Origin of the sequence: Mycobacterium intracellulare ATCC 13950 (genome assembly GCF_000277125.1) — a bacterium.
Lineage (GTDB): Bacteria > Actinomycetota > Actinomycetes > Mycobacteriales > Mycobacteriaceae > Mycobacterium > Mycobacterium intracellulare.
The window spans coordinates 4,900,176-4,922,227 of sequence record NC_016946.1; the positions used below are offsets into that span (position 1 = coordinate 4,900,176).

The following is a 22,052-nucleotide window of genomic DNA, read 5'->3' on the forward strand; positions in this document are numbered from 1 at the left end:
GCTGCGGCGGGTGGGGCAATCGGTGCATCGAAAAAGCCGGCACCTAGCCCAGCCCCAGCTCGGCCAGTCCCAGCACGCTGCGGTACGGCAGCCCCTCGGCCTCGATGGCCTCGGCGGCGCCGGTGGCGCGGTCCACCACGGTGGCCACCCCCAGCACCTCGCCGCCCGCGTCCTGCACGGCGCGCACCGCGGTGAGCGCCGAGTTGCCGGTGGTGCTGGTGTCCTCGACCACCAGCACCCGCTGCCCGGAGACCTCGGAGCCTTCGATAAGTCGTTGCAGCCCATGGGCTTTGGCGGACTTGCGCACAACGAAAGCGTCGATGGGCCGGCCCGGCGCGTGCATGATGGCGGTGGCCACCGGGTCGGCGCCCAGGGTCAGCCCGCCCACCACCGCGTAGTCCCAGTCGCTGGTCAGCTCGCGCATCAGCTTGCCGATCAGCGCCGACGCACGATGGTGCAGGGTCGCCCGGCGCAGGTCGACGTAGTAGTCGGCCTCCTTGCCGGACGACAGCGTGACCCGGCCGTGCACCACCGCCAGGCGGCGCACCAGTTCGGCCAGCTCCTCGCGCTCAGGTTCGGCCACGGCCACCACCGACTCGTTTGGTGACCGCCCGCATCAGGGTCCGCGGGATCATCCGCTCGGCGGCGATGATCGCCTTGTACTGCAGACCCGGGATGCTGATCACCTTGCCGCGGGCGATGTCGGCGAGGCTCTGGCTGACCACATCGTCGACCTCGAGCCACATGAACGACGGCGACTTGGACATGTCGATGCCGGCGCGGGCGTGAAATTCGGTGCGCACGTAGCCCGGACACACGGCGTGCACCGAAACCCCGGTGCCCTGCAGCCCGACGGACAACCCCTCGCTGAACGAGATCACCCACGCCTTGGACGCCGAATACGTCGAGCCCCGCCCGGGCACCAGCCCGGCGACGCTGGCGATGTTGATGACCGTGCCGGCGCCCGCGTCGAGCATGCCCGGCAGCGCCGCCCGGGTCAGGTGCATGACCGCGGTGACGTTGACGTCGAGCTGGGATTGCAGCACGGCGGGGTCGGTGGACCAGAAGTCGCCGGACGTCGCGAAGCCGGCGTTGTTCACCAGGACGCGCACTCCGGCGGCGAGGCGATCGGACACCCGTTGCCGGTCGGCCGCATCGCCCAAGTCGGCGGGGAGAACCTCGACGTCGCCTGCGGTGCTCTTCAATTCGTCCGCCAGCCGGTTCAACCGATCGGCGTCGCGGGCGACCAGCACCAGGTCGTAGCCGTCGCGGGCGAAGCGTCGCGCGTACCCGGCGCCGATCCCGGAGGTGGGCCCGGTGATCAGGGCAACGGGGCGGGGCATGAGCGCCATCCTAGTGACGGCGGCCCCACCGGCCTCGCGGCTACCCGCCGTCAGCGCTGATAGTTGGTGGCCTGGTGGCCGTTGCGCCCGGTCGGGGGCGGGCGGCGCAGCGTATCGGGGCGCGGCTCCGGTCGCGGCTGGTCGCGGCGCACCGGCTCGGCCGCGCGGCGGCCCGGCGCGGCGTCGGGCCCGAGCAGGCCGGCCACATCCTGCTGCGCGCGCCGGGGCGGCAACTCGGCGCGGCCCGCCGGCGCCAACGGGCGGCTCGGCGACGCGTTGCGCGGTCCCGCCGGTGCCCCGGACTCCTGCGGGGTCTCCTCCGGCAGCGGCGGCAGCACTCGCAACAGGTCGTTGAACTGCCGCACGGTGCGCAGACCCTCGTCCCACTCGGTGCGGGTGCTGGTGATCGGCATGGCGACCAGCGTCCAGTTCTGCTCGTTCCACATGATCTCGGCGGAATCCGGCGCGGTGTGGGCGAAGGTGACCATGCGGCGGTCGCAGGCCCGGCGGGCGGCGTCCAAGTTGGTGGAGTACACCATCCGCGGCCCGATCGCGCCCAGCAGCCAAATGTCGCTCTCCCGTGGCTCTTTGAGCCCCTTGAGCCGCAGGTCCACCACGACGTTGGTGCCAACCTTGCGGTGCAGCGCGATCACCGTGGCGACCTCTTCGAGGTCGAAGATGTAGACCGCCTCGCCTCGGATCTGGCCCAGCACCACGTTCTGCGCGGTCACGTCACCCACCGTCGACATCACGCCGCGCTTCCAGCGCTTGAGGATGTCGGCCGATTCCCGCTCGTAGTCGAATCCGTGCGACCGCGCCCACGACTTACGGCGCCTGCTGCGTCCGCGCCGACGGTCGACATCGACGTACAGCAGCACCCCCGCGCCGACAAAGCACAGCGCGGAGAGCGTGAACCAGAGGGGGACCATCCAAAACAGCGTATCTGCTATTGGCCCGGAACACAGAAGGCGACCAGGTCACAACCCAATCACAGGATGCAGTGCGGCCCGGGCTGGCGTCAGCGCCGGCGGGCGAAGTACTTCTTGGAGTCCTCGGCCGCGGCCCGCAGTTCGGGTTCTGCCTGGAACTTCGGCTCGAATTTCGCCCACGCCGCCTCCCGCTTGGCCGGGAAGTACTCCGTCGGCCAGTACGGATGCTGCTGCGGGCTGTAGTCGCGCAGCAGGCGCCGGGCGACGGTGGCCTTGTGGACCTCGTCGGCGCCGTCGGCCAGCCCCATCGTCGGCGCGCTCGCATACATCGCCTGCAGCGGCGTCAGGTCGGTGGTGCCGAGCGACCCGAGGATGTGCAGGGCGTTGTACGACACGTCGCGCAGCACCTTGGCCATCGTGAACTTGACCGTCGCGATGTCGGTGCGGGCCTCCTTGGTGCTGGAATTGTCGATCTTCCACGCCGTTTCGAGCACCAGCAGCCGCAGCATGCGGATCGCGGCGTAGGAGTCGGCGATCTTCTCCTGCACCATCTGATGCTCCGCGATGACCTTGCCGTGCGACTCCCGCGACAGCGCCCGCTCGCACATCATGTCGAACGCGAGCCGGCACTGGGCGATGGTGCGCATCGCGTGGTGGATGCGGCCGCCGCCGAGCCGACGCTGGGCCAGCGTCTTGGCGCCGTCCTCGGGGCCGAGCAGGTGGTCGAGCGGAACCCGGACGTCGTTGTAGATGATGTGGTTGTGGTTGCGCGGCTCCGGCTGGATCTCGACGCCCGGGGTGCGGCGCGGCACGACGAACATGCCGTTGGTGCACATCACGAAGAGGATGTCGGCCACCCGTCCCGCCGAGGTGAACCACTTCTCGCCGTTGATGACCCACTCGTCGCCGTCGCGCACGGCGTGGGTCTTGAACAGGCTGGGGTCGGATCCGCCCTGTGGCTCGGTCATCGAATACGCCGAGAACATGTCCTGGTTGAGCAGCGGCTCAAGCCACCGCTTCTTCTGCTCCTCGGTGCCGAACGCGGCGAGCATCTCCATGTTGCCGGTGTCGGGTGCGGCGGCGCCGAACATCTGCGGGGCCTGCGAGTAGCGGCCGATGACCTCGTTCAGTAGCGCCAGCTTGAGCTGACCGAAACCGGGGCCACCCAACTCCTCGTCGAGGAAGATCGCCCACAGCCCCTGGTCCTTGATCTGCTGCTGCAGACCGCGCACGTAGGCCTTCACCCGGGGATCGGGCGAGCGCACCGCGTAGGGGAACACGAAGTCCAGCGGCTCGATCTCCTCGCGGCAAAAATCCTCGACCCAGTCGAGCTTCGCCTGGAAATCCGGCTCGGTGCTGAAGTCCCACGCCATGTTGGCCTCCGATCTGCCGTCGGTGGGACGCTACCAATGCGCGTCCAAACGCCGAACGCCGACTTGTTGGGCGGTTTCCGGGGAAAGAACCACAACAAGTCGACGTTCGAACGCGGCTCAGCCCAGGATCAGGGAGTCGCCGTCGGGGCTGACGTTCACCGGCACGGTGTCGCCGTCGTGCACGTCGCCGGCCAGCAACAGCTTGGCCAGCTGGTCGCCGATGGCCTGTTGCACCAGCCGGCGCAGCGGCCGCGCGCCGTAGACCGGGTCGAATCCCCGATGCGCCAGCCACTGCTTGGCCGGCAGCGACACCTCGAGGGTGAGGCGGCGCTGCGCCAGCCGCTTCTGCAGCTGTGCCAGCTGGATGTCGACGATGGCCACCAGCTCACCGGGCTCCAGGCCGGCGAAGACGATGACGTCATCGAGCCGGTTGATGAACTCCGGCTTGAACGCCGAGCGCACCGCGGCCATCACCTGCTCCTCGGTGCCACCCGAGCCCAGGTTGGACGTCAGGATCAGGATGGTGTTGCGGAAGTCGACCGTGCGGCCCTGCCCGTCGGTGAGCCGGCCCTCGTCGAGCACCTGCAACAGCACGTCGAACACGTCCGGGTGCGCCTTCTCGATCTCGTCGAACAGGATCACCGTGTACGGACGCCGCCGCACCGCCTCGGTCAGCTGACCGCCCTGGTCGTAGCCGATGTAGCCGGGAGGGGCGCCGACCAGCCGGGCCACCGAGTGCTTCTCGCCGTACTCGCTCATGTCGATGCGGACCATCGCGCGCTCGTCGTCGAACAGGAACTCCGCCAGCGCCTTGGCCAGCTCGGTCTTACCGACACCGGTCGGGCCCAGGAACATGAACGAACCGGTCGGCCGGTTGGGGTCGGCGACGCCTGCGCGGGCGCGCCGCACTGCGTCGGACACCGCCGTCACCGCCTTGCGCTGCCCGATGACGCGCTTGCCCAGCTCGTCTTCCATGCGCAGCAGTTTGGCGGTCTCGCCCTCGAGCATCCGTCCGGCCGGGATGCCGGTCCACGCCGACACCACGTCGGCGATGTCGTCGGGGCCGACCTCCTCCTTGAGCATCACGTTCTCGCGGGCCTCGGCCTGCGGAAGCGCGGCGTCGAGTTTCTTCTCGACCTCGGGGATGCGGCCGTAGCGCAGCTCGGCGGCCTTGGCCAGGTCGCCGTCGCGCTCGGCGCGCTCGGACTCCCCGCGCAGCGCCTCGAGCTGTTCCTTGAGCTCGCGCACCACGTCGATCGCGTTCTTCTCGTTCTGCCAGCGCGTGGTGAGCTCGGCGAGCTTCTCCTTCTGGTCGGCCAGCTCGGAGCGCAGCTTCTCCAGCCGCTCCTTGGACGCCTCGTCCTCTTCTTTGGCCAGCGCCATCTCCTCGATCTCGAGGCGGCGCACCAGGCGCTCGACCTCGTCGATCTCGACGGGCCGCGAGTCGATCTCCATCTTCAGCCGGCTGGCGGCCTCGTCGACCAGGTCGATGGCCTTGTCCGGCAGGAAGCGCGCGGTGATGTAGCGGTCGGACAGCGTCGCCGCGGCCACCAGGGCCGAGTCGGTGATGCGCACGCCGTGGTGCACCTCGTAGCGGTCCTTGAGTCCGCGCAGGATGCCGACGGTGTCCTCCACCGACGGCTCCCCGACCAGCACCTGCTGGAAGCGGCGCTCCAGCGCGGCGTCCTTCTCGATGTACTTGCGGTACTCGTCGAGCGTGGTGGCGCCGACCAGGCGCAGCTCGCCGCGGGCCAGCATCGGCTTGATCATGTTGCCGGCGTCCATCGCACCCTCGCCGGTCGCGCCGGCGCCGACGATGGTGTGCAGCTCGTCGATGAAGGTGATGATCTGCCCGGCGGAGTTCTTGATGTCGTCCAGGACGGCCTTGAGGCGTTCCTCGAACTCGCCGCGATACTTCGCGCCGGCGACCATCGAGCCGAGGTCCAGGCTGATGACGGTCTTGTCGCGCAGGCTCTCCGGCACGTCGCCGGCGACGATGCGCTGGGCCAGGCCCTCCACGATCGCGGTCTTGCCGACGCCGGGCTCGCCGATCAGCACCGGGTTGTTCTTGGTGCGCCGGCTCAACACCTGTACGACGCGGCGAATCTCGTTGTCACGCCCGATAACCGGGTCGAGCTTGCCTTCGCGGGCGCGCGCGGTCAGGTCGGTCGAGTACTTCTCCAGCGCCTGATAGGTGGCCTCGGGGTCGGCGCTGGTGACCCGGGCGCTGCCGCGGACCTTGACGAACGCCTCCCGCAACGCCTGCGGCGACGCGCCGTGCCCGGTGAGCAGCTTGGCGACGTCGGAGTCGCCGGTGGCAAGGCCGACCATCAGGTGTTCGGTGGAGACGTATTCGTCGTCCATCTCGGTGGCCAGTTGCTGGGCGGTGGTGATGGCGGCCAGCGACTCGCGCGAGAGCTGCGGCTGCGAGCTGGCGCCGCTGGCCTGCGGCAGCCGCTCGAGCAGGCGCTCGGCTTCGGCGCGGATGGTGGCGGGCGCGACCCCCACGGCCTCCAGCAGCGGCGCGGCGATGCCGTCCGCCTGGGTCAGCAACGCCATCAGCAGGTGGGCGGGCCGGATCTCCGGGTTACCGGCGGCCGAGGCCGCCTGCAGCGCCGAGGTCAGCGCCGCCTGGGTCTTGGTGGTCGGGTTGAAAGAGTCCACGACGCCTCCATTCGGGTCGAAAGGGAGCTGGCAAAAATGCTTGTCTGCTTGTTCAACGTCGTCAATGTTGAGTCTGTTCCACTCAACTCTACCGAGTTTTGGGCACTACGCCGTACGGGGTACCCCCGTAGCGATGACGCAGACGATGCAACACCCCGACCAGGCCGCCGACCCCACCCGAACCCCGCGCCGGGGCAGGGGCTTATGGCTGGCCGCCCTCGCCGGAGTGGCGCTCGCGGGCCTTGTCTCGGTCGGCCTGCATACCGACCTCGCCCACGGCAGCCAGTCCAGTGAGGTGCCCGACGCCGGGACGCTGCAGGTGAGCGGCGCCGGTACGACGAAGACGCTGCCCTGCCACGCCGGCTACCTGTCGGTGAGCGGAAAGAACAACACGATCACCCTCACCGGCCACTGCACCAGCGTCACCGTCTCCGGCAACGACAATCGCGTCGCGGTCGACAGCACGGACGCGCTGAGCGCATCCGGAGCCGGCAACGTCGTTGTCTACCACTGGGGTTCACCCAAGATCGTCAGCGCCGGGACAGCCAACGTCGTCCGGCAGGGCTGAATCCACGGAATCCGAGCCTAGAATCGGGGCCCGTGAGCCTCGAGGACGTCCAAGCGCTGGCCGTGCTGCGCGACGCCTTCGAACCGGACGGCGCGGGCCGCTCGGGCTCCCAGGGTGATTCCGGCGAGCTGGTGCACCGCTTCTACACCCATTGGTTCGCCCTCGACGCCTCGGTGCGCGATCTCTTCCCACCCGAAATGAGCGCCCAGCGCGCCGCTTTCGGCCACGCGATGCACTGGGTGTACGGCGAACTGGTCGCGCGGCGCGCGCGGGAGCCGGTGGCGTTTTTAGCCCAGCTCGGGCGGGACCACCGCAAATACGGTGTGCTGCCGCACCATTACGACACCCTGGGCCGCGCATTGCTGGCGACGCTCCGCTCGCATCTGGGTGCGGCCTGGACCGGCGCGGTCGACGACGCGGCCAGGCAGTCGCTGAACCTGATCACCGGGGTGATGAGCGGCGCCGCGGACGCCGAGGAGGGACCCGCCTGGTGGGACGGCACCGTCATCGAACACCTGCGGGTGTCGCGGGACCTGGCGGTCGTTCGGCTTCAGCTCGACCAGCCGATGCACTACCACCCTGGGCAATACGTCAACGCCCATGTGCCGCAATGCCCGCGCCGCTGGCGATATCTGAGCCCCGCCATTCCCGCCGATCCCGGCGGCGGGATCGAGTTCCACGTGCGCCTGGTGCCCGGCGGCCTGGTCAGCACCGCGATCGTCAACGAAACCCGCATCGGCGACCGGTGGCGGCTGTCCAGCCCACACGGCGGCCTGGGCGTCGACCGAGACGGCGGCGACGTGCTGATGGTCGCCGGCAGCACGGGCCTGGCGCCGCTGCGGGCGCTCATCATGGACCTGTCCCGCTACGCGGTCAACCCGCGGATACATCTGTTCTTCGGCGCGCGCTACCGCTGCGAACTCTACGACCTGCCCACCCTGTGGCAGGTCGCGTCGCACAACCCGTGGCTGTCGGTGTCGCCGGTCTCGGAGTACAGCGCCGACCCGGCGTGGGCCGCCGACTATCCCGACGTCACGCCGCCGCGGGGCCTGCACGTGCACCAGATCGGCCGGCTGCCCGACGTGGTGACCAAGTACGGCGGCTGGGGCGACCGTCAGATCCTGATCTGCGGCGGGCCGGCGATGGTCAGCGCCACCAAGTCCGCGCTGCTCGCCAAAGGCGCTCCGCCCGAACGCATTCAGCACGATCCGCTCTGGAGGTAGCCATGCACGTCGTCACCCTGCGCGATCCTTCGTCGCCACTGGTTGCCCAGTTCGTTCCGGACGCGGGGATGATCGGCACGTCGCTGCGCGACGCCGGCGCGGAGTTGCTCGGCCAACGTCGCGGTCTGGACGCCTATGTCAGCGACGGCAAGACGATGGGCATCCCGATCCTGTATCCGTGGGCAAACCGGTTGGGCGCGAACACCTATACCGCGCAGGGCGCGACGGTGGACCTGACGCCGGGTGAGAACGGGGTGCGCGCCGACCCCAACGGGTTGCCGATCCACGGCGTCCTGGCCGCCTATCCCGGTTGGCGGGTGACGGACGAGTCCCCGAACGAGCTGACCGCTCTGGTGGATTTCGGTGCCGATCCACGACTGCTGGCCAGCTTCCCGTACCCGCATTTGCTGACAGTGACCGCGCGACTGGCCGATCGCACCCTGACGGTGCGGAGCACCGTCGCCGCCACCGGCGACTCGGCGGTGCCGCTGTGCTTCGGGTTTCATCCCTACCTGCAAGTGCCGGGCGTGGCCCGCGGTGACTGGGTCGTCGAGACGCCGGCGCTGCGGCACCTCGGTCTCGACGACAAGGGGCTGCCCACCGGCGAGTCCGAGCCGCAGCCGGCAGGCGGAGAGGCGTTGCGCGACAAGGCCTTTGACGATGCCTACGACGACGTCACCGAGGGCGCGGTGTTCGCGGTGTCCGGGGGCGGACGACGCATCGAGGTGCATTTCGAGCGGGGCTATCCGGCGGCGCAGATCTTCGCGCCGCCGGTCGACGATCCGTCCAAGGCCATCATCTGTTTCGAGCCGATGGCCGCACCGACCGACGCGCTGCGCCGCGGCGGCTATCGCTGCGCTGCGCCGGGTGAGCCGGTGGTGACGCAGTTTTCGATCCGGGTGCGATCACAGTGACCACCTGGGTCACTGCAGTCGCTGTCTGCTGATCACCAGGAGCATGCGAAAAGCGCTAGCACATGCGCTAGCGCTTTTGCGAATGTTGTGTGCTCCGGAGACAGGAACCCTTGGGGCGCAAGACAAACTTCCCGACGATTAACGCCCCCGGCGCGGCTGCCACACCACCAGCGCGGTGCTCTTGGGCACCACCGCCACGTCGCGGCGCTGGCTGGCGCGCAGCTGCGCCAATTCCTCGTTCAACTCTTTGATCCGCGCCTGCAGGGCCTCGACCTGGTTGGTCAGCTCGATGATCCGCTTGATGCCGGCGAGGTTGACCCCCTCGTCCTGCGAGAGCCGCTGCACCTCACGCAGCAGGTCGACGTCGTGCTCCGAATAGCGGCGTCCCCCACCGGAAGTGCGGCGCGGGCTGACCAGGCCGAGGCGGTCGTAGGTGCGCAGGGTTTGGGCGTGCATGCCGGCCAGCTCGGCGGCGACCGAGATCAGGAACGTTCGGGCATCCTCATTTCGTGAATTACTCGAGCCCTTGGCCATCAGCGATTACCCGCCCATCCTGCCCGGGGGTCAAACCCGCTGGAGCGCTCGGCGGCGGCGTATGCCTCCAGCGCCTCCTGGGCCGCGCCCTCCAGATTCGGTGGCACGGCGACCTTTACGGTGACCAGCAGGTCCCCGTTGCCGCCGCTGCGCTTGGGCACACCGCGTCCGCGCACCCGCAGGATGCGGCCGTCGGACGTGCCCTTGGGCACCCGGACACCGACTTTGCCGTCCAGCGTGGGCACCGAAATGGTTGAGCCCAAGGCCAATTCGGTGAAGCTGACGGGAACGGTGACGGTCAGGTCGTCGCCGTCGCGGCCGAACACCTTGTCCGGGCGCACGTGCACCGTCACATACAGGTCGCCCGAAGGCGCGCCGCGCAGACCGGCCTCACCCTGGCCGGGCAGCCGGATGCGCTGTCCGTCCTCGACGCCGGGCGGGATGCGCACGTTGATGGTGCGGGTCCGGGTGGTGACCCCGGTGCCCTTGCACTCCTCGCAGGGGTGCTCGATGATCGAGCCGCTGCCCCGGCAATCGGTGCAGGGCTCGGAGAAACCGAACGCGCCCTGGTTGCGGTTGATCACGCCGGAGCCGTTGCAGGTGGGACACACCTTCGGGCTGGTGCCCGGCCGCGCCCCGCTGCCATGGCAGTTGGTGCACGGCGCCGGGCTGGTCAGCCGCAGCGGCATCGCCACACCCTTGGCGGCCTCGACGAATTCCAGCTGGGTTTCGGTCTCGAGGTCGTTGCCGCGGCGCGGCCGGCTGGGCCGGCCGCCGGCGCCGCGCCCGAACAATCCGCCGAACAGGTCGCCGATGTTGGTGCCGCCGCTGCGGCCGGCGGCGTCGAACAGATCGTTGAGGTTGAACTCCGCCCCGTCGCCGCCGACGTTGAAGCCACCGAAGCCGCCGGTATCGAACCGGCGCCCGCCAAAACCGCCGCCGGCGAACAGCCTTCGGGTTTCGTCGTATTCCTTGCGCTTGGCCGGATCGGACAACACGTTGTGCGCCTCCGACACGGCTTTGAATCGTTCACCGGCGGCGGGATTGTCCGGGTTGGCATCCGGGTGCAGATCGCGCGCCAGTTTGCGGTAGGCGCGTTTGATCTCTTCGGGACTGGCGTCAGAGGAGACGCCCAGCTCCTTGTAGAAGTCTTTTTCGACCCATTCACGCTGGGCCATGTCGCGTCACCCCCTCACCTTCGGCGTTGCGTTGTGCTGATTGTGTGGTCTAGTCACCGGACGTGCCGGCGTTATCGTCCGATTCGACCGGCGCGGTTTCCTCAGCCTCACCGGCCGAGGCCGATTCGTCGCCTTCGTCGTCGACCGTGTCGACGACGCCGACCATGGCGTGGCGCAGGATTTGATCGCCGAGCTTGTAGCCCTGCCGCATGACGGTGCCGATCACCGGGCGAGATCCGTCGCCCTCGTGCTGGACGGCTTCGTGCAGCACCGGGTCGAAGTCCTCGCCCTCCTCGCCGAACGCCGTCAGGCCGAGCCCGGTCAGCGCGCCCTCCAGCTTGTCGGCCACCGCCTTCAGCGGGCCCGACTCGAGGTCGCCGTGCTTGCGCGCCCGGTCGAGATCGTCGAGCACGCCCAGCAATTGGTTGACGACGGCGGCCTTGGCCCGGTCCGCCGCGGCCTGCTGGTCGCGCAGCGCCCGCTTGCGGTAGTTCGCGAAGTCGGCCTGCACGCGTTGCAGATCGGCGGTCAGCTCGGCGAGCTTGCCCTCGCCCTGAACCGCCGGCTCGTCGGCCGGGGCCGGCCCTCCCGGCGTATCGCCGGGAGGGACCTGCCGTACTTCACCGGTCTCAGGATCGATTCGCCGCTTGTCGGTGACGGTCACCTGTTCCTGTGGGTTTCCTTCTGTCACTTGGACTCCCGGTCGTCGTCGACCACCTCCGCGTCCACGACGTCGTCAGCGGAGCCAGCCTGCCCACCACCGGTCGCGTCGGTCTGCTCGCCCGCGGCCTGGGTGGCCTCGTAGATGGCCTGCCCGAGCGCCTGCGACTCCTGGCCCAGCTTCTCCATCGCCGACTTGATCGCGGTGATGTCGGTGCCACCCAGGGCCGTCTTGGCCTCGGCGATCGCGGCGTCGACCTTGGACAGCGTGTCCTCGGGAACCTTCGACCCGCCCTCGGCTTCGCGCTGGTCCTTGACGAACTTCTCCGTCTGGTAGACCAGCGATTCGGCCTGGTTGCGGACGTCGGCCTCCTCGCGACGCTGGCGGTCCTCCTCGGCGTGCGCCTCGGCGTCCTTGATCATCCGGTCGATCTCCTCCTTGGACAGGCCGGAGCCCTCCTGGATTTTGATCGTGTTCTCCTTGCCGGTGCCCTTGTCCTTGGCCGTGACGTGCACGATGCCGTTGGCGTCGATGTCGAAGGTGACCTCGATCTGCGGGACGCCGCGGGGCGCCGGCGGGATGCCGGTCAGCTCGAAGGAGCCGAGCAGCTTGTTGTGCGAAGCGATTTCGCGCTCACCCTGGTACACCTGGATCTGCACGGACGGCTGGTTGTCATCGGCCGTGGTGAAGGTCTCCGACCGCTTGGTCGGGATCGTGGTGTTGCGCTCGATGAGCTTGGTCATCACGCCACCCTTGGTCTCGATACCCAAGCTCAGCGGCGTAACGTCAAGCAGCAGAACGTCTTTCACCTCGCCCTTCAACACGCCAGCCTGAAGAGCGGCACCCACGGCCACCACCTCGTCGGGGTTGACGCCCTTGTTGGGCTCCTTGCCGCCGGTGAGCTCCTTGACCAGTTCGGTCACCGCGGGCATCCGGGTGGAACCACCCACCAGGACCACGTGGTCGATCTCGGAGACCGAGATGCCGGCGTCCTTGATCACGGACTGGAAGGGCTGACGGGTGCGGTCCAGCAGATCCTGTGTGATGCGCTGGAATTCGGCGCGCGTGAGCTGCTCGTCGAGGAACAGCGGGTTCTTGTCCGCGTCGACGGTGATGTAAGGCAGGTTGATCGAGGTGCTCTGCGAACTCGAGAGTTCGATCTTGGCCTTCTCCGCGGCCTCACGCAGCCGCTGCATCGCCATCTTGTCCTTGGTCAGGTCAATTCCGCTGGTGCCCTTGAATTTGTCGACGAGCCAGTCGACGACGCGGTCGTCCCAGTCGTCCCCACCGAGGTGGTTGTCACCGCTGGTGGCGCGGACCTCGACCACGCCCTCGCCGATCTCGAGCAACGACACGTCGAACGTGCCGCCACCGAGGTCGAAGACCAGGATGGTCTGCTCCTTCTCGCCCTTGTCCAGGCCGTAGGCCAGTGCGGCGGCGGTCGGCTCGTTGACGATGCGCAGGACGTTCAGGCCGGCGATCTGGCCGGCTTCCTTGGTCGCCTGACGCTGGGCGTCGTTGAAGTACGCCGGCACGGTGACCACCGCGTCGGTGACGTCCTCGCCCAGGTATGCCTCGGCGTCGCGCTTCAGCTTCATCAGCACGCGGGCGCTGATCTCCTGGGCGGTGTATTTCTTGTCATCGATCTCGATGGACCAGTCGGTGCCCATGTGCCGCTTGACCGAACGGATGGTCCGGTCGACGTTGGTGACCGCCTGGTTCTTGGCGGGCTGGCCGACGAGCACCTCGCCGTTGCGCGCGAACGCGACGATGGACGGGGTGGTCCGCGAGCCCTCGGAGTTGGCGACGACGACGGGGTCACCGCCCTCGAGGACTGCGACGACGGAGTTGGTGGTCCCGAGGTCGATACCGACCGCACGAGCCATAGTGATTCCTCCTGATTGTGTAGAGCTTGTCTGGTGCCACTATGCTGAGTGAACCCCGCTCAAGCCTGCCCCTGAGGGCGATAGGCTGTCAACCTAGTCTTGAGCCTGGTTCACTCAACTTGTCGATCATGTTAACGGCCCGCGGTCCCGTGTTGTTCCCGGGGCCAGCGGTGGCGGCGCACAGTCGCCCCGCGAGTCGGTCACGCGGCGGTAAAGCTTCACCATCGGCGCCGCATCGATAGGCACTCGAGTGCAGCGACTGTCGTCGGAGGGTGGGTAACCTGAGTGCCGCCATTCGAATCGTCTGGGGAGCGGCGGGTGCGGTTTTCGGATAATGTGCGGCGGAGCCTGGCCGGTGGTTCGCTGCTGCTCGTAGCCCTGTTCGCCGGCTCCGGGCTGGTGTCCGGCTGCAGCTCCGTCATCGGCGGCCGGCCGGTGGCTTCGCCCGGGGCGGGCGCGGGCGAACCGTCCTTCCCCACGCCGCGATCCACGCCGTCGCCGCCGTCGGCCACCGCCGCTCCGGCCCCGACGGCTCCGGCCGCGCCGACGGGCCCCACGAATCCGGCCGGCGCCATCCCCCTGCCGCCCGACCAGAACGGCTACGTCTTCATCGAGACCAAATCCGGCGTGACGCGCTGCCAGATCAACAAGGACACCGTCGGCTGCGAGGCGCCCTTCACCAACTCCCCGCTGCAGGACGGTGAGCACGCCAACGGCGTCAGCGTCACCACCGGCGGCAAGGTGCAGTGGGTGCTGGGCAACCTCGGAGCCATCCCGACCGTCAAGATCGATTACCAGACCTACGCCGCCCAGGGCTGGACGATCATCGCCAACGTCGACGGCACCCGCTTCACCAACGACCAGACCAAGCACGGCATGTTCGTCAGCATCGACAAGGTCAACACGTTCTAGGGCGGTAACCTTGTCGACGGCGTGGCGGGGGGATCGGTCTGCCGCGTGATGTCGCCGACCAGCTACCGGTGCTCGCTCAGCCCGGCCTAACCAAGAAGACCTCACGACTCCATGCAACTGCGCTACATCAGCGTCGCGGCGCTGATCGCTGAAGCCGGTGGTGATCCGTGGGCGGTCAACCAGAGCCTGCAGGCCGGTAGCCCGTTTCAGATTGCTCAGCTGGCGGAGGCGTTTCTCAAGGCGGGCCGATGCACCGCCGAGGCCACCAATGCGTTCGACCAGGCCCGCAGCCGCTTCGACGCCGCGTGGAACCATCAGAATGGGGATCATCCGATCAACGGCTCCGCCGAAGTGCAGCGCGTGACGAAATCCCTTGGGGCGCAGTCCTTGCAGCTGCCCAAGATCGGTGCGGACCTGGAAAACATCGCTGCCAACCTGGCCGAGGCGCAAAAGTCGGCGGCCGGGCAGATCGCGGCGCTAGAAAGTCAGTTGCAGCAGCTGGACGGCTTCATCGGCCAAGCGGTGGAGCTGGAAAAAGATCCCACACTCACCGCGGAAGACCGACACGCGCTGGACGCGTTTATCAGCGGCCGCGAAGACGACGCCATCCGCGACACCAAAGCGGCGCTGGGCCAGCTGCAATCGACCCGCGACGGTTACGCCAACTCGTTTCAGAACGCAATGGGGACCCTGCACGCGGACGGATACGACCTCACGGCCCCCCAAACCGGACCCGCCCAGGGAGCGGCCGAGCAGCCCGGCGGGGGCGCGGCCGAGCAGCCCGGCGGCGGTCCCGCGTTGGCCCCGACGAAGGGCGAGGTGCTGACCGGCGCCGCGGGCGCGATCGCCGGTGGTACCGCCGACGGTGTGCGCGGGGCGACGACCAGATTGATTGCCGAGTCCCCCGGTACGGGTCCCGGCAAGGCTGATCCGGGCTTGTTGAGGTGGTTCGAGGATCCGAAGATCGGCGGCATCGAGCTGAAGGGGTTCTCCCGTGTCGGCGGGGTGGTCGCTGCGGCCAGCGCGGTGCCCGCCGTCATGTCCGACATCCATGACGGCAACTCGGTGCCAGAGGCCGTCACGCGGGAGAGCGCGGGTGTCGCCGCCGGTCTCGCAGCCGGCGGTTGGGTAGGCGGCGCGGTGGCTGGCTCGGAGTTGGGTGCGGCGCTTGGTTCGGTCGTTCCAGGAGCGGGCACCGCAGTTGGCCTGGTGGCAGGCGCCGTTGTCGGAGCAGGAGCCGCCTTCGTGGCCTCCAAGACGGTAGAAGTGGCCTGGCAACCCGCCGCGGATGCGATCGGGAGTGTGGTGCATGGCGTGGAATCCGTATTCGGTTTCGGGTAGGACGACGACGATGCGATTCGATGAGTTCACAGAAGAGCACGGCCTCGCTGTGTCCCCAGTCGATCGGTTCGTCGGGTTTGTTGTTGAGGTGGGGGTGCCGCCGGGCTGGGAACCGTTCGAATCCGCTGAGGGAGTTCGTGTGTGGGTTTGTCGTGCCGACCCATGTATCGACGTGTTTTGCGCAAACGCGGTGTTGACGATGCATCGGGTCGAGGCCTCGCTGGATCCACCCGAAGTATTTGCCATGCTGTCTGACCAGCAGTTGCAGTCGGCGCCGAAATGCCGTGAACTGCATCGAGAATTCACCGCAGCACGCGAGGGTCCCGGTAGCGCGGGGACGCTCGCGATCCAGATCGCGCATGAACTCGGCACCATCGACAGCACGTCACAATCGAGGATCATCACGGCCGAACGGGAGACGCTGATCGCGCAACTAACAGTGACCGCGTTACACGATTCACCGATGGATGGATCGGGTGTCTGGCTGACCACTCGATCGGGTCCGGTGACAAATCCAACGTCCGCGGGGTACCACGGCGCTATCCCGAGAACCGAACACGGGACCGTTGCTGATGGCAAGTAATACAGCGAAACGTCGTGTACCGAAACTGCGTTACGCCGTCGGTGGTGCACTATGCCTGTTGGCGGGCATAAATGTGCTGGTTGGGTCGGCTTGGTATCTGCCTGTCGGCGCCGCTGCGGTCGGCGTCGGCATCATTTATGGGAGCGGCCGCCGAATTTTCGGCGCCGGGGTCAGGCGGACCGGGCAGGAGATTGTCTGCCGCTATCTTCCGTGGTACGAGAGCAACCCATACATGGCGACCTTGCTGTTCCCCCTAATCGCGATCGCCATGATTGGCGCAGGATGTGCACCCGGTAATCCGGCGTGGCTGTGGTACGGCGGGGCCATTCTGCTGGCCATCTCTGCCTTATTGGTGGGAGTCTCCCTCTGGATCTGGCGCCGATCCCTTCTCCGTATCACCCCCGCGGCGTTGACCGTGCGGATCGCAGAGCGCGGCAGTGAGTTGACCGACATCCGGCGTGAGCATGTCCGTTCGATCGAGCCAAAGCTCGTCCCGAGCGTGGCGGCCGGTACCGAGCGGTTGCAAGTCGAAGTCGCCTACCAGCCCGCCGATGTCAGCAGCGAGGCGACCGCGACGGTGATGCTCGGAATGTATCTGAGCGTTCAACCGATCAACCTGCTCAACGCCCTCGTGGCCTGGAAAGACGGCGGCCACGAAAACCCGTGCGAGCTACTGGATCAGGTCGAAGGGATCCTTCGGGGCAATTCACAGTGACCACCCGAGACCGTCACCGATGATCAACGGCGAGACCAGTGGCCAGTGGCGGCGGGGACTGCGGTACACCTTTGGCGCCGCTCTGCTCCTTCTTGCGGCGGTAGCAGCATCGGTCGGAGTGCGGTGGTACCTGTCCTTGATCGCATTCTGCGCGGCACTCATGTTCATCCTCGGAAGACGCCGAATTTTTCGGCCGGGAGTCACCCGGGCGGGCGACGAGATTATTTGTCGATACATCCCGTGGTACGAGGGGAATGTGTACGTCTTGAACGTGCTGTTCCCATTGCTCGCTGTCGCAGGTATCGGCGCGGGCAGTGCACCCGGCAATCCCGCGTGGCTTCGGTTCATCGGAATCCTTCTGCTGGTTCTGACGCCCATCTTCGTTTCCAGCGCGGTACGTATGTGGCGCCGGTGCCTTCTGTGCATTTCGCCCTCGGTGTTGACGGTGCGCCTGACTGCGCCGAAAGAAGAGTTGACCGAAATAAGCCGTGAGTGTGTCGTGTCGATCGAGCCCAAGATCGTCCCGAATGGTGTGAGCGGCCAGTCGCTGCAAGTCGCAATCAGCTACCGCGCAACGGGTTTGAGCAGCGAGTCCAAGACTGTGCTGCTCGGCCTGCAGTTGACCATCCAGCCGATTAACCTTCTTAACGCACTAATCGCCTGGAAAGACGGCGCCCACGAAAACCCGTGCGAGCTGCTCGACCGGATCGAACGGATCCTTCGAGGCCAGTCAATGGCTGGCGTGTGACCGCGCCGCACAGCAGCCCGAAAAGACGTGCCGCGCAAGCGTATTCGTCAGCGTGCGAAGTCTGACGGTCGGAATTTCCCCTCCGCCAGGTTCTTTTCGATTTCTTCCAGGCTTTTACCGGTGAGGTCGGGCATGCGGAAGAATACGAATATCCACGCCGCCACGTTGAACAACGCGTAGAGCCACATCGAGGGTCCGACCCCGATCGCATTGATGAGCGACAGCAGCGTCAGCGTGATGAGCAGGTTGGTCCCCCACAGCGTCGCCGAATGCACGGCGGTGCCCTCCGGTCGCACCGCCAGCGGATAGGTCTCCGAGCCGGTCAGCCATCCCATCAGCTGCAGACCGCCGGCATTGAACACCATGAAGGCGATCAGGGAAATCATGATGTAGGCGATCACATCTCGACCGCTGTCGGCGGTGACGAAGATCAGCCCGAGCGCGAACAGGCTGATCGCCGCGCCCGGCACCATGATGAGGGTGAGCCGGCGCCGGCCGACCCGGTCGATAATGGCCAACCCCACTAGTTGGGCGATCACGTACGTCGCACCCAACATCACCGACACCAGCAGAGCCACGGACCGGTACACGCCGTCGTCAGTCAGGATGGTCGGCGCATAGTAGATGATCATCTCGATGCCGCTGAGCTGGGTGAACACCGCGATGCCACAACCCAGGACCAGGGCCGGGCGCACCCAGGCGTCGCGCAGCCCGCTCCACCCGCGGGTGCTGGCCTTGCGTTCCATGCGCGCGAGTTCGGTCGCCTCGTCCAGCTCGGCGCCCACGTCGTAGCCGTCGGGCCGGACCCGCTCCAGCACGGCTCGCGCGGCGTTTCGATCACCTTGCTTGACCAGCCAGCGCGGACTTTCCGGGAGGCGCAGCAACAGCCACAGCATGATCGCGGCGGGTACGCACGCGATTCCGGTCGGCCCCCGCCAGGAGACCGAGTCGAAGACCCCGATGAGGTTAGCGGCGAGGATGCCCACCCCGATGGCGATCTGGAAGCACAGCACCAACCGCCCCCGGTAGGCCGACGGCGAGAGCTCGGCGACATACATCGGGGCCGTCTGGGTCGCCCCGCCGACGGCGAAGCCCAAGACCAGCCTTCCCAGCGACAGCACCACGACATCCGGCGCGTCGGCACACCACAGCGCGCCGACGATGAACAGCACCGCCAGCATCAACAGCGTGCCGCGCCGGCCGAACCGGTCGGATAGCCAGCTGCACGCCAACGCCCCGACGATGGCGCCGAGCAGGATGCTGGCGGCGACCACCTGCTTCCAGGCCGCGGTGAGGTTGAACTCCTCGGTGAGCTGCAATAGGGCCCAGGAGATGACACCGGTGTTGTAGCCGTAGAGCAAGCCCGAGATCGCCGAGACGAGCGCAATGACGACCACGGCGCTCGTCAGTTGGCTTCCCGCCTCCGCGACGGCACCGACTGCACGCTGCGACGCTCCCTCGTGGGCCGCATCTGCGCACTTGGCCGGGTCGGTCCCATTGGGCAGCTCCGCCGCGCGACGGTGCTGGCTCGCCGCGGTCGGGGCGTCGTCGCCGGCTTCTGACCACCATTCGCGGTCTGTGGGATCGGCGGCCATTAGCAGGGCCGATCGTTGTAGCAGAGACGACGAACCCGGGGCGCATGGGCGGGCCGGCCGGGCATCGTGATCGCCTCCCTACCCTGCGCTCGGATTGCATGGCCGCTCGCCGCGGCGTCAGGACCCCGATGTCATACCGGGCGTCGCCGCTGTGACGGCGGGTACGTGTCGGTCGCTGGCGGCTCACTCGCCGGCCTGCCCAGCCCGGGAGGCGCCGCAGTTGATGTGGGCTTGCCGTTCGACCTCCACATCGATTCGGGAAAAGAGACTGTCACGAATATGTTGGTAAGTCAAAAGCGATGGGGCGGTCGAATTGTGCTGTACTGCAATATCATTCGTCCGGAAATGGTGTGGCGGGTGTGTTGAGCGCCACAGTCTGGCGGTAGGCTGTGGACCCTGAGTGCACGCTCTGTGTGGGAACCCGCACCCCTCCTTCTGAGCGACGCGACCGCCCCTTAGGGGTTGGCATCAGCAGGCTGGCAGGTGCGGTCAGTACCATCGGTGCCGTGGCATCCAACGGTCCACGCGATGACTTCCACAATCGGCCGACCCAGCATGCCGATTTCGGCATGAGCGAGCCGCCGACCGGTGAAGTCCCGCCACCGAACTTCCCGCCCCAGCCGCCCCACGGGTTCGAGCAACCCCAGGGCTTCGACCCGTTCGACCAGGAACCCGAGCCCACGCCCTGGTACCGCAGGCCCGCGATGCTCATCGCCTGGTTGATTTCCGTCGTCATCCTGATCGGCCTGATCGTCTTCGGGATCATCGAGCTCATTCACGACGACCAATCCGTCAACCACGTCCCCAAGTCGACGACGAGCACCACCACGACAACGACAACAACGACGCCGTCGACCACGACGACCACGACCACCACCGAGTCCAGCAGCAGCGCCGAAGAGCAGCCGCCGGCCCAGCAGCCGACGCAGCAGCAGCCCACCGGGCAACAAACGCAGCAGCCCACGCATCGCCACCATCTGCCGCAGCTGCCGCCGGTGATCACCATTCCGCAGGTGCCGACGGTCATCACGGTTCCGCCGGGCCTGCGTTAGCGAGTCGGCGGCAGGCCGATCACGCTCGGCGACGCGGCGCCGGCGGCGCCCTAGACTCGCTGCAATCCACGGGACTACTGACACAGGGGTGCGGACATGAGCCAGTCGCTCGGGCTATCGATCGGGGTGGCCAATCTGGTGGCGGCCCGCGCCGGCACCGCCCCGGTCACCCGCAGCTCGGTGGTCACCCTGTTCGAGCACCGTCCCACCGAAGTCGGCCTGCCGGAAGAGAATCCGAACCTGACCGCACCCGGCCTGGTGCTGCGCGGGTTCGTCGAGCGGGTCGGCGACCGGGCACCGCTGGTGGCGGCCGACGGCACCAAGTACCTGGGCGCGGCGCTGACGGTCGAGGCGATCGAGGCGATGGCCCGCACGGTCGGCTACGGGACACCGATCAGCATCGCGGTCCCCGCCTACTGGTCCGACGAACAGTTCGCGGCGCTGCGCGACGAGTTCTTCGCCCAGTCGGATCTCGCGCGCGGTGGGGTCGCGCCGATGCTGGTTTCCGACGCCACGGCCGCGGTGGCGGCCCTGCGCGGCACGCCGGGGTTTCCCGCCGACGGCGTCGTCGCGCTGTGCGACTTCGGTGCCGGCGGCACTACCGTCACGGTGCTGGACGCCAATGCCGGCTTTGCGCCCGTCGCCCCGGCCGTGCGGCACACCGACTTCTCCGGCGACGCGATCGATCAGCTCATCGTCGATCACCTGCTGGCCTCCGATGTCAGCACCGCCGTCCTGGGCGGCGGCGCGCGGATGGGATCGCAGACCCGCCTGCTGGCCGCCTGCCGGCGCGCCAAGGAACAACTGTCGACCGCCGCGGTGAGCACCGTCGCGGGGGCGTCCGGGGAGTCCACCCAACTGACCCGCACCGAGTTCGAGCAACTGATCTCCCCACCGCTGGACCGGTTTGTCACCTCGCTGCAAGACACGTTGCGGCGCAACGGAATTCCGAACACCAACCTGCGCGCCGTGGCGATCGTCGGCGGGGGCGCAAGCATCCCGCTGATCACCGCGCGGTTGTCGCAGCGCTTCGGGGTTCCGGTCCGCAGCGCGGCGCAGCCGGCGTCACTCGCCGCACTCGGCGCCGCGGCGCTCGGTGCGCAGTACGCAGCGGGGGGCGCCGAAACCACCGCGGCCGCCGCCGTGGAGACGCCGACCGAAATGGTCGGCACCGCGGGAATCGGGGCCACCCAGGCCGCGTGGGCCGCCCAGGCCACCGATGTGGATGACGCCCTGGCGTGGTCGCAAGACGCCGATTCCGACGAGCCGGTGCCCTACACCGGCCGCGACGCAACCGGCGAATATGCCAGCGAGGCACGGGAATTCGAGTACCCCGAGCAGGGCGGGCTGCCCTGGTACAAGCGCACAGCGCTGGTGTTGACCGTCGCCGGGGCGGGGGTGGCGGTGCTGGTGGCCGCGGCGCTGGCGATCGGCCTGTTGATGACGAAGTCCACCCCGGCCCCCCCGACGTCCTCGCCCAACCCACCGCCACCACCACAAACGGTGACCATCACCGGGCCGAACGACAGCACCACCGTCACCGTCGTTCCGGCTCCGCCGCCACCGTCCAGCGAGGCGCCGGCCACCACGACCACCACGACACCGCCGCCGGAGCCGTCGACCACGACGACGACACCCCCGCCGAGCACCACGACGACCACCACCGCGCCGCCCACCACGACATCGCAGGTGACCACCACGTCCGCGGCGCCGACGACGACCACCCGGGTGCGACCCCTGCCGCCGATCTTCCAGCCCCCATTCGGGCGCTGACGCGAACGATTGCGTCTGGCCGGAAAAGGGCTCCGAAAAGGGTCATTTAACGAAATTTGG

At 68.0% G+C, this 22,052-nt stretch carries 20 protein-coding genes; 10 read left to right on the top strand and 10 right to left on the bottom strand.

Going from position 1 to position 22,052, the window contains the following annotated elements:
• Window positions 1-43: 43 nt before the first annotated feature.
• From pyrE to clpB, 5 genes are all read right to left on the bottom strand, one after another.
• On the bottom strand, window positions 44-583 hold the full coding sequence (gene pyrE / locus OCU_RS47690; protein ID WP_008261506.1) for an orotate phosphoribosyltransferase: 540 nt from the start codon (window positions 581-583) through the stop codon (window positions 44-46).
• Window positions 570-1,343, bottom strand: coding sequence for an SDR family NAD(P)-dependent oxidoreductase (locus tag OCU_RS47695; protein WP_026071156.1), 774 nt, complete (start codon window positions 1,341-1,343; stop codon window positions 570-572). Before OCU_RS47695 ends, pyrE begins: the two co-directional genes overlap by 14 nt.
• Window positions 1,344-1,393: 50 nt before the next feature.
• A complete protein-coding gene (gene ttfA / locus OCU_RS47700; RefSeq protein ID WP_014385929.1) occupies window positions 1,394-2,272 on the bottom strand; it encodes a trehalose monomycolate transport factor TtfA in 879 nt (292 codons plus the stop codon).
• Window positions 2,273-2,361: 89 nt separating this feature from the next.
• Window positions 2,362-3,645 (bottom strand): acyl-CoA dehydrogenase family protein, encoded by a 1,284-nt coding sequence (locus tag OCU_RS47705; protein WP_009954035.1) that lies wholly within the window; start codon window positions 3,643-3,645, stop codon window positions 2,362-2,364.
• Window positions 3,646-3,762: 117 nt separating this feature from the next.
• The gene (gene clpB, locus OCU_RS47710; RefSeq protein WP_008261516.1) at window positions 3,763-6,309 is read right to left on the bottom strand and encodes an ATP-dependent chaperone ClpB; all 2,547 of its coding nucleotides are present in this window, start codon (window positions 6,307-6,309) and stop codon (window positions 3,763-3,765) included.
• 133 nt (window positions 6,310-6,442) lie between these two features.
• On the opposite strand from clpB, the gene OCU_RS47715 reads away from it, so the two are divergent.
• Genes OCU_RS47715 through OCU_RS47725 form a run of 3 tightly spaced genes read left to right on the top strand, consistent with a single transcriptional unit; the run spans window position 6,443 to window position 9,014 of the window.
• The gene (locus tag OCU_RS47715) at window positions 6,443-6,877 is read left to right on the top strand and encodes a DUF3060 domain-containing protein (protein WP_372456531.1); all 435 of its coding nucleotides are present in this window, start codon (window positions 6,443-6,445) and stop codon (window positions 6,875-6,877) included.
• 32 nt (window positions 6,878-6,909) lie between these two features.
• Window positions 6,910-8,100 carry an FAD-binding oxidoreductase gene (locus OCU_RS47720; RefSeq protein ID WP_008261520.1) on the top strand — a complete coding sequence of 397 codons (1,191 nt, stop codon included), beginning with the start codon at window positions 6,910-6,912 and terminating at the stop codon, window positions 8,098-8,100.
• Window positions 8,101-8,102: 2 nt separating this feature from the next.
• Window positions 8,103-9,014 (top strand): aldose 1-epimerase, encoded by a 912-nt coding sequence (locus OCU_RS47725; protein WP_009954034.1) that lies wholly within the window; start codon window positions 8,103-8,105, stop codon window positions 9,012-9,014.
• 138 nt (window positions 9,015-9,152) lie between these two features.
• Here the strand turns inward: OCU_RS47725 and OCU_RS47730 are convergent, their stop codons facing one another.
• Genes OCU_RS47730 through dnaK form a run of 4 tightly spaced genes read right to left on the bottom strand, consistent with a single transcriptional unit; the run spans window position 9,153 to window position 13,273 of the window.
• Window positions 9,153-9,548, bottom strand: a complete 396-nt coding sequence (locus OCU_RS47730; RefSeq protein ID WP_008261523.1) for a heat shock protein transcriptional repressor HspR — start codon at window positions 9,546-9,548, stop codon at window positions 9,153-9,155.
• Window positions 9,548-10,726 (bottom strand): molecular chaperone DnaJ, encoded by a 1,179-nt coding sequence (gene dnaJ / locus OCU_RS47735; protein WP_008261532.1) that lies wholly within the window; start codon window positions 10,724-10,726, stop codon window positions 9,548-9,550. The genes OCU_RS47730 and dnaJ overlap by 1 nt, the downstream gene beginning before the upstream one ends.
• Window positions 10,727-10,775: 49 nt before the next feature.
• Window positions 10,776-11,417: a nucleotide exchange factor GrpE gene (grpE, locus tag OCU_RS47740; RefSeq protein WP_009954032.1), complete on the bottom strand. Its 642-nt coding sequence runs from the start codon at window positions 11,415-11,417 to the stop codon at window positions 10,776-10,778.
• On the bottom strand, window positions 11,414-13,273 hold the full coding sequence (dnaK, locus tag OCU_RS47745) for a molecular chaperone DnaK (protein ID WP_009954031.1): 1,860 nt from the start codon (window positions 13,271-13,273) through the stop codon (window positions 11,414-11,416). The genes grpE and dnaK overlap by 4 nt, the downstream gene beginning before the upstream one ends.
• Before the next feature lie 318 nt (window positions 13,274-13,591).
• Here dnaK and OCU_RS47750 point away from each other — a divergent pair, with 318 nt between their 5' ends.
• From OCU_RS47750 to OCU_RS47770, 5 genes are all read left to right on the top strand, one after another.
• On the top strand, window positions 13,592-14,185 hold the full coding sequence (locus OCU_RS47750) for a hypothetical protein (protein ID WP_009954030.1): 594 nt from the start codon (window positions 13,592-13,594) through the stop codon (window positions 14,183-14,185).
• Window positions 14,186-14,296: 111 nt separating this feature from the next.
• On the top strand, window positions 14,297-15,526 hold the full coding sequence (locus tag OCU_RS51855) for a putative alpha/beta hydrolase (RefSeq protein WP_014381307.1): 1,230 nt from the start codon (window positions 14,297-14,299) through the stop codon (window positions 15,524-15,526).
• Window positions 15,527-15,536: 10 nt separating this feature from the next.
• Complete coding sequence (locus tag OCU_RS47760) at window positions 15,537-16,109, top strand: hypothetical protein (RefSeq protein ID WP_026071153.1); 573 nt, start codon at window positions 15,537-15,539, stop codon at window positions 16,107-16,109.
• Complete coding sequence (locus OCU_RS47765) at window positions 16,099-16,824, top strand: hypothetical protein (RefSeq protein ID WP_029384537.1); 726 nt, start codon at window positions 16,099-16,101, stop codon at window positions 16,822-16,824. Before OCU_RS47760 ends, OCU_RS47765 begins: the two co-directional genes overlap by 11 nt.
• A 19-nt stretch (window positions 16,825-16,843) precedes the next feature.
• Window positions 16,844-17,572, top strand: a complete 729-nt coding sequence (locus OCU_RS47770; protein ID WP_009954024.1) for a hypothetical protein — start codon at window positions 16,844-16,846, stop codon at window positions 17,570-17,572.
• Between the two features lie 47 nt (window positions 17,573-17,619).
• On the opposite strand, the gene OCU_RS47775 is transcribed toward OCU_RS47770, so the two are convergent.
• Window positions 17,620-19,167: a sugar porter family MFS transporter gene (locus OCU_RS47775; protein WP_009954022.1), complete on the bottom strand. Its 1,548-nt coding sequence runs from the start codon at window positions 19,165-19,167 to the stop codon at window positions 17,620-17,622.
• A 506-nt stretch (window positions 19,168-19,673) separates the two neighbouring features.
• Here OCU_RS47775 and OCU_RS47780 point away from each other — a divergent pair.
• Window positions 19,674-20,219 carry a hypothetical protein gene (locus tag OCU_RS47780; RefSeq protein WP_014381310.1) on the top strand — a complete coding sequence of 182 codons (546 nt, stop codon included), beginning with the start codon at window positions 19,674-19,676 and terminating at the stop codon, window positions 20,217-20,219.
• A gap of 96 nt (window positions 20,220-20,315) precedes the next feature.
• Window positions 20,316-21,992 carry an Hsp70 family protein gene (locus OCU_RS47785; protein ID WP_009954020.1) on the top strand — a complete coding sequence of 559 codons (1,677 nt, stop codon included), beginning with the start codon at window positions 20,316-20,318 and terminating at the stop codon, window positions 21,990-21,992.
• Window positions 21,993-22,052: the final 60 nt, after the last annotated feature.

Coding starts and splice junctions, on each gene's coding strand:
- OCU_RS47760 (WP_026071153.1), top strand. CDS start 15,537: ATGCGATTCGATGAGTTCACAGAAGAGCACGGCCTCGCTGTGTCCCCA.
- OCU_RS47705 (WP_009954035.1), bottom strand. CDS start 3,645: ATGGCGTGGGACTTCAGCACCGAGCCGGATTTCCAGGCGAAGCTCGAC.
- ttfA (WP_014385929.1), bottom strand. CDS start 2,272: ATGGTCCCCCTCTGGTTCACGCTCTCCGCGCTGTGCTTTGTCGGCGCG.
- OCU_RS47765 (WP_029384537.1), top strand. CDS start 16,099: ATGGCAAGTAATACAGCGAAACGTCGTGTACCGAAACTGCGTTACGCC.
- dnaJ (WP_008261532.1), bottom strand. CDS start 10,726: ATGGCCCAGCGTGAATGGGTCGAAAAAGACTTCTACAAGGAGCTGGGC.
- OCU_RS47715 (WP_372456531.1), top strand. CDS start 6,443: ATGACGCAGACGATGCAACACCCCGACCAGGCCGCCGACCCCACCCGA.
- OCU_RS47775 (WP_009954022.1), bottom strand. CDS start 19,167: ATGGCCGCCGATCCCACAGACCGCGAATGGTGGTCAGAAGCCGGCGAC.
- dnaK (WP_009954031.1), bottom strand. CDS start 13,273: ATGGCTCGTGCGGTCGGTATCGACCTCGGGACCACCAACTCCGTCGTC.
- OCU_RS47770 (WP_009954024.1), top strand. CDS start 16,844: ATGATCAACGGCGAGACCAGTGGCCAGTGGCGGCGGGGACTGCGGTAC.
- OCU_RS47725 (WP_009954034.1), top strand. CDS start 8,103: ATGCACGTCGTCACCCTGCGCGATCCTTCGTCGCCACTGGTTGCCCAG.
- OCU_RS47695 (WP_026071156.1), bottom strand. CDS start 1,343: ATGCCCCGCCCCGTTGCCCTGATCACCGGGCCCACCTCCGGGATCGGC.
- OCU_RS47730 (WP_008261523.1), bottom strand. CDS start 9,548: ATGGCCAAGGGCTCGAGTAATTCACGAAATGAGGATGCCCGAACGTTC.
- OCU_RS51855 (WP_014381307.1), top strand. CDS start 14,297: ATGCAACTGCGCTACATCAGCGTCGCGGCGCTGATCGCTGAAGCCGGT.
- OCU_RS47785 (WP_009954020.1), top strand. CDS start 20,316: ATGAGCCAGTCGCTCGGGCTATCGATCGGGGTGGCCAATCTGGTGGCG.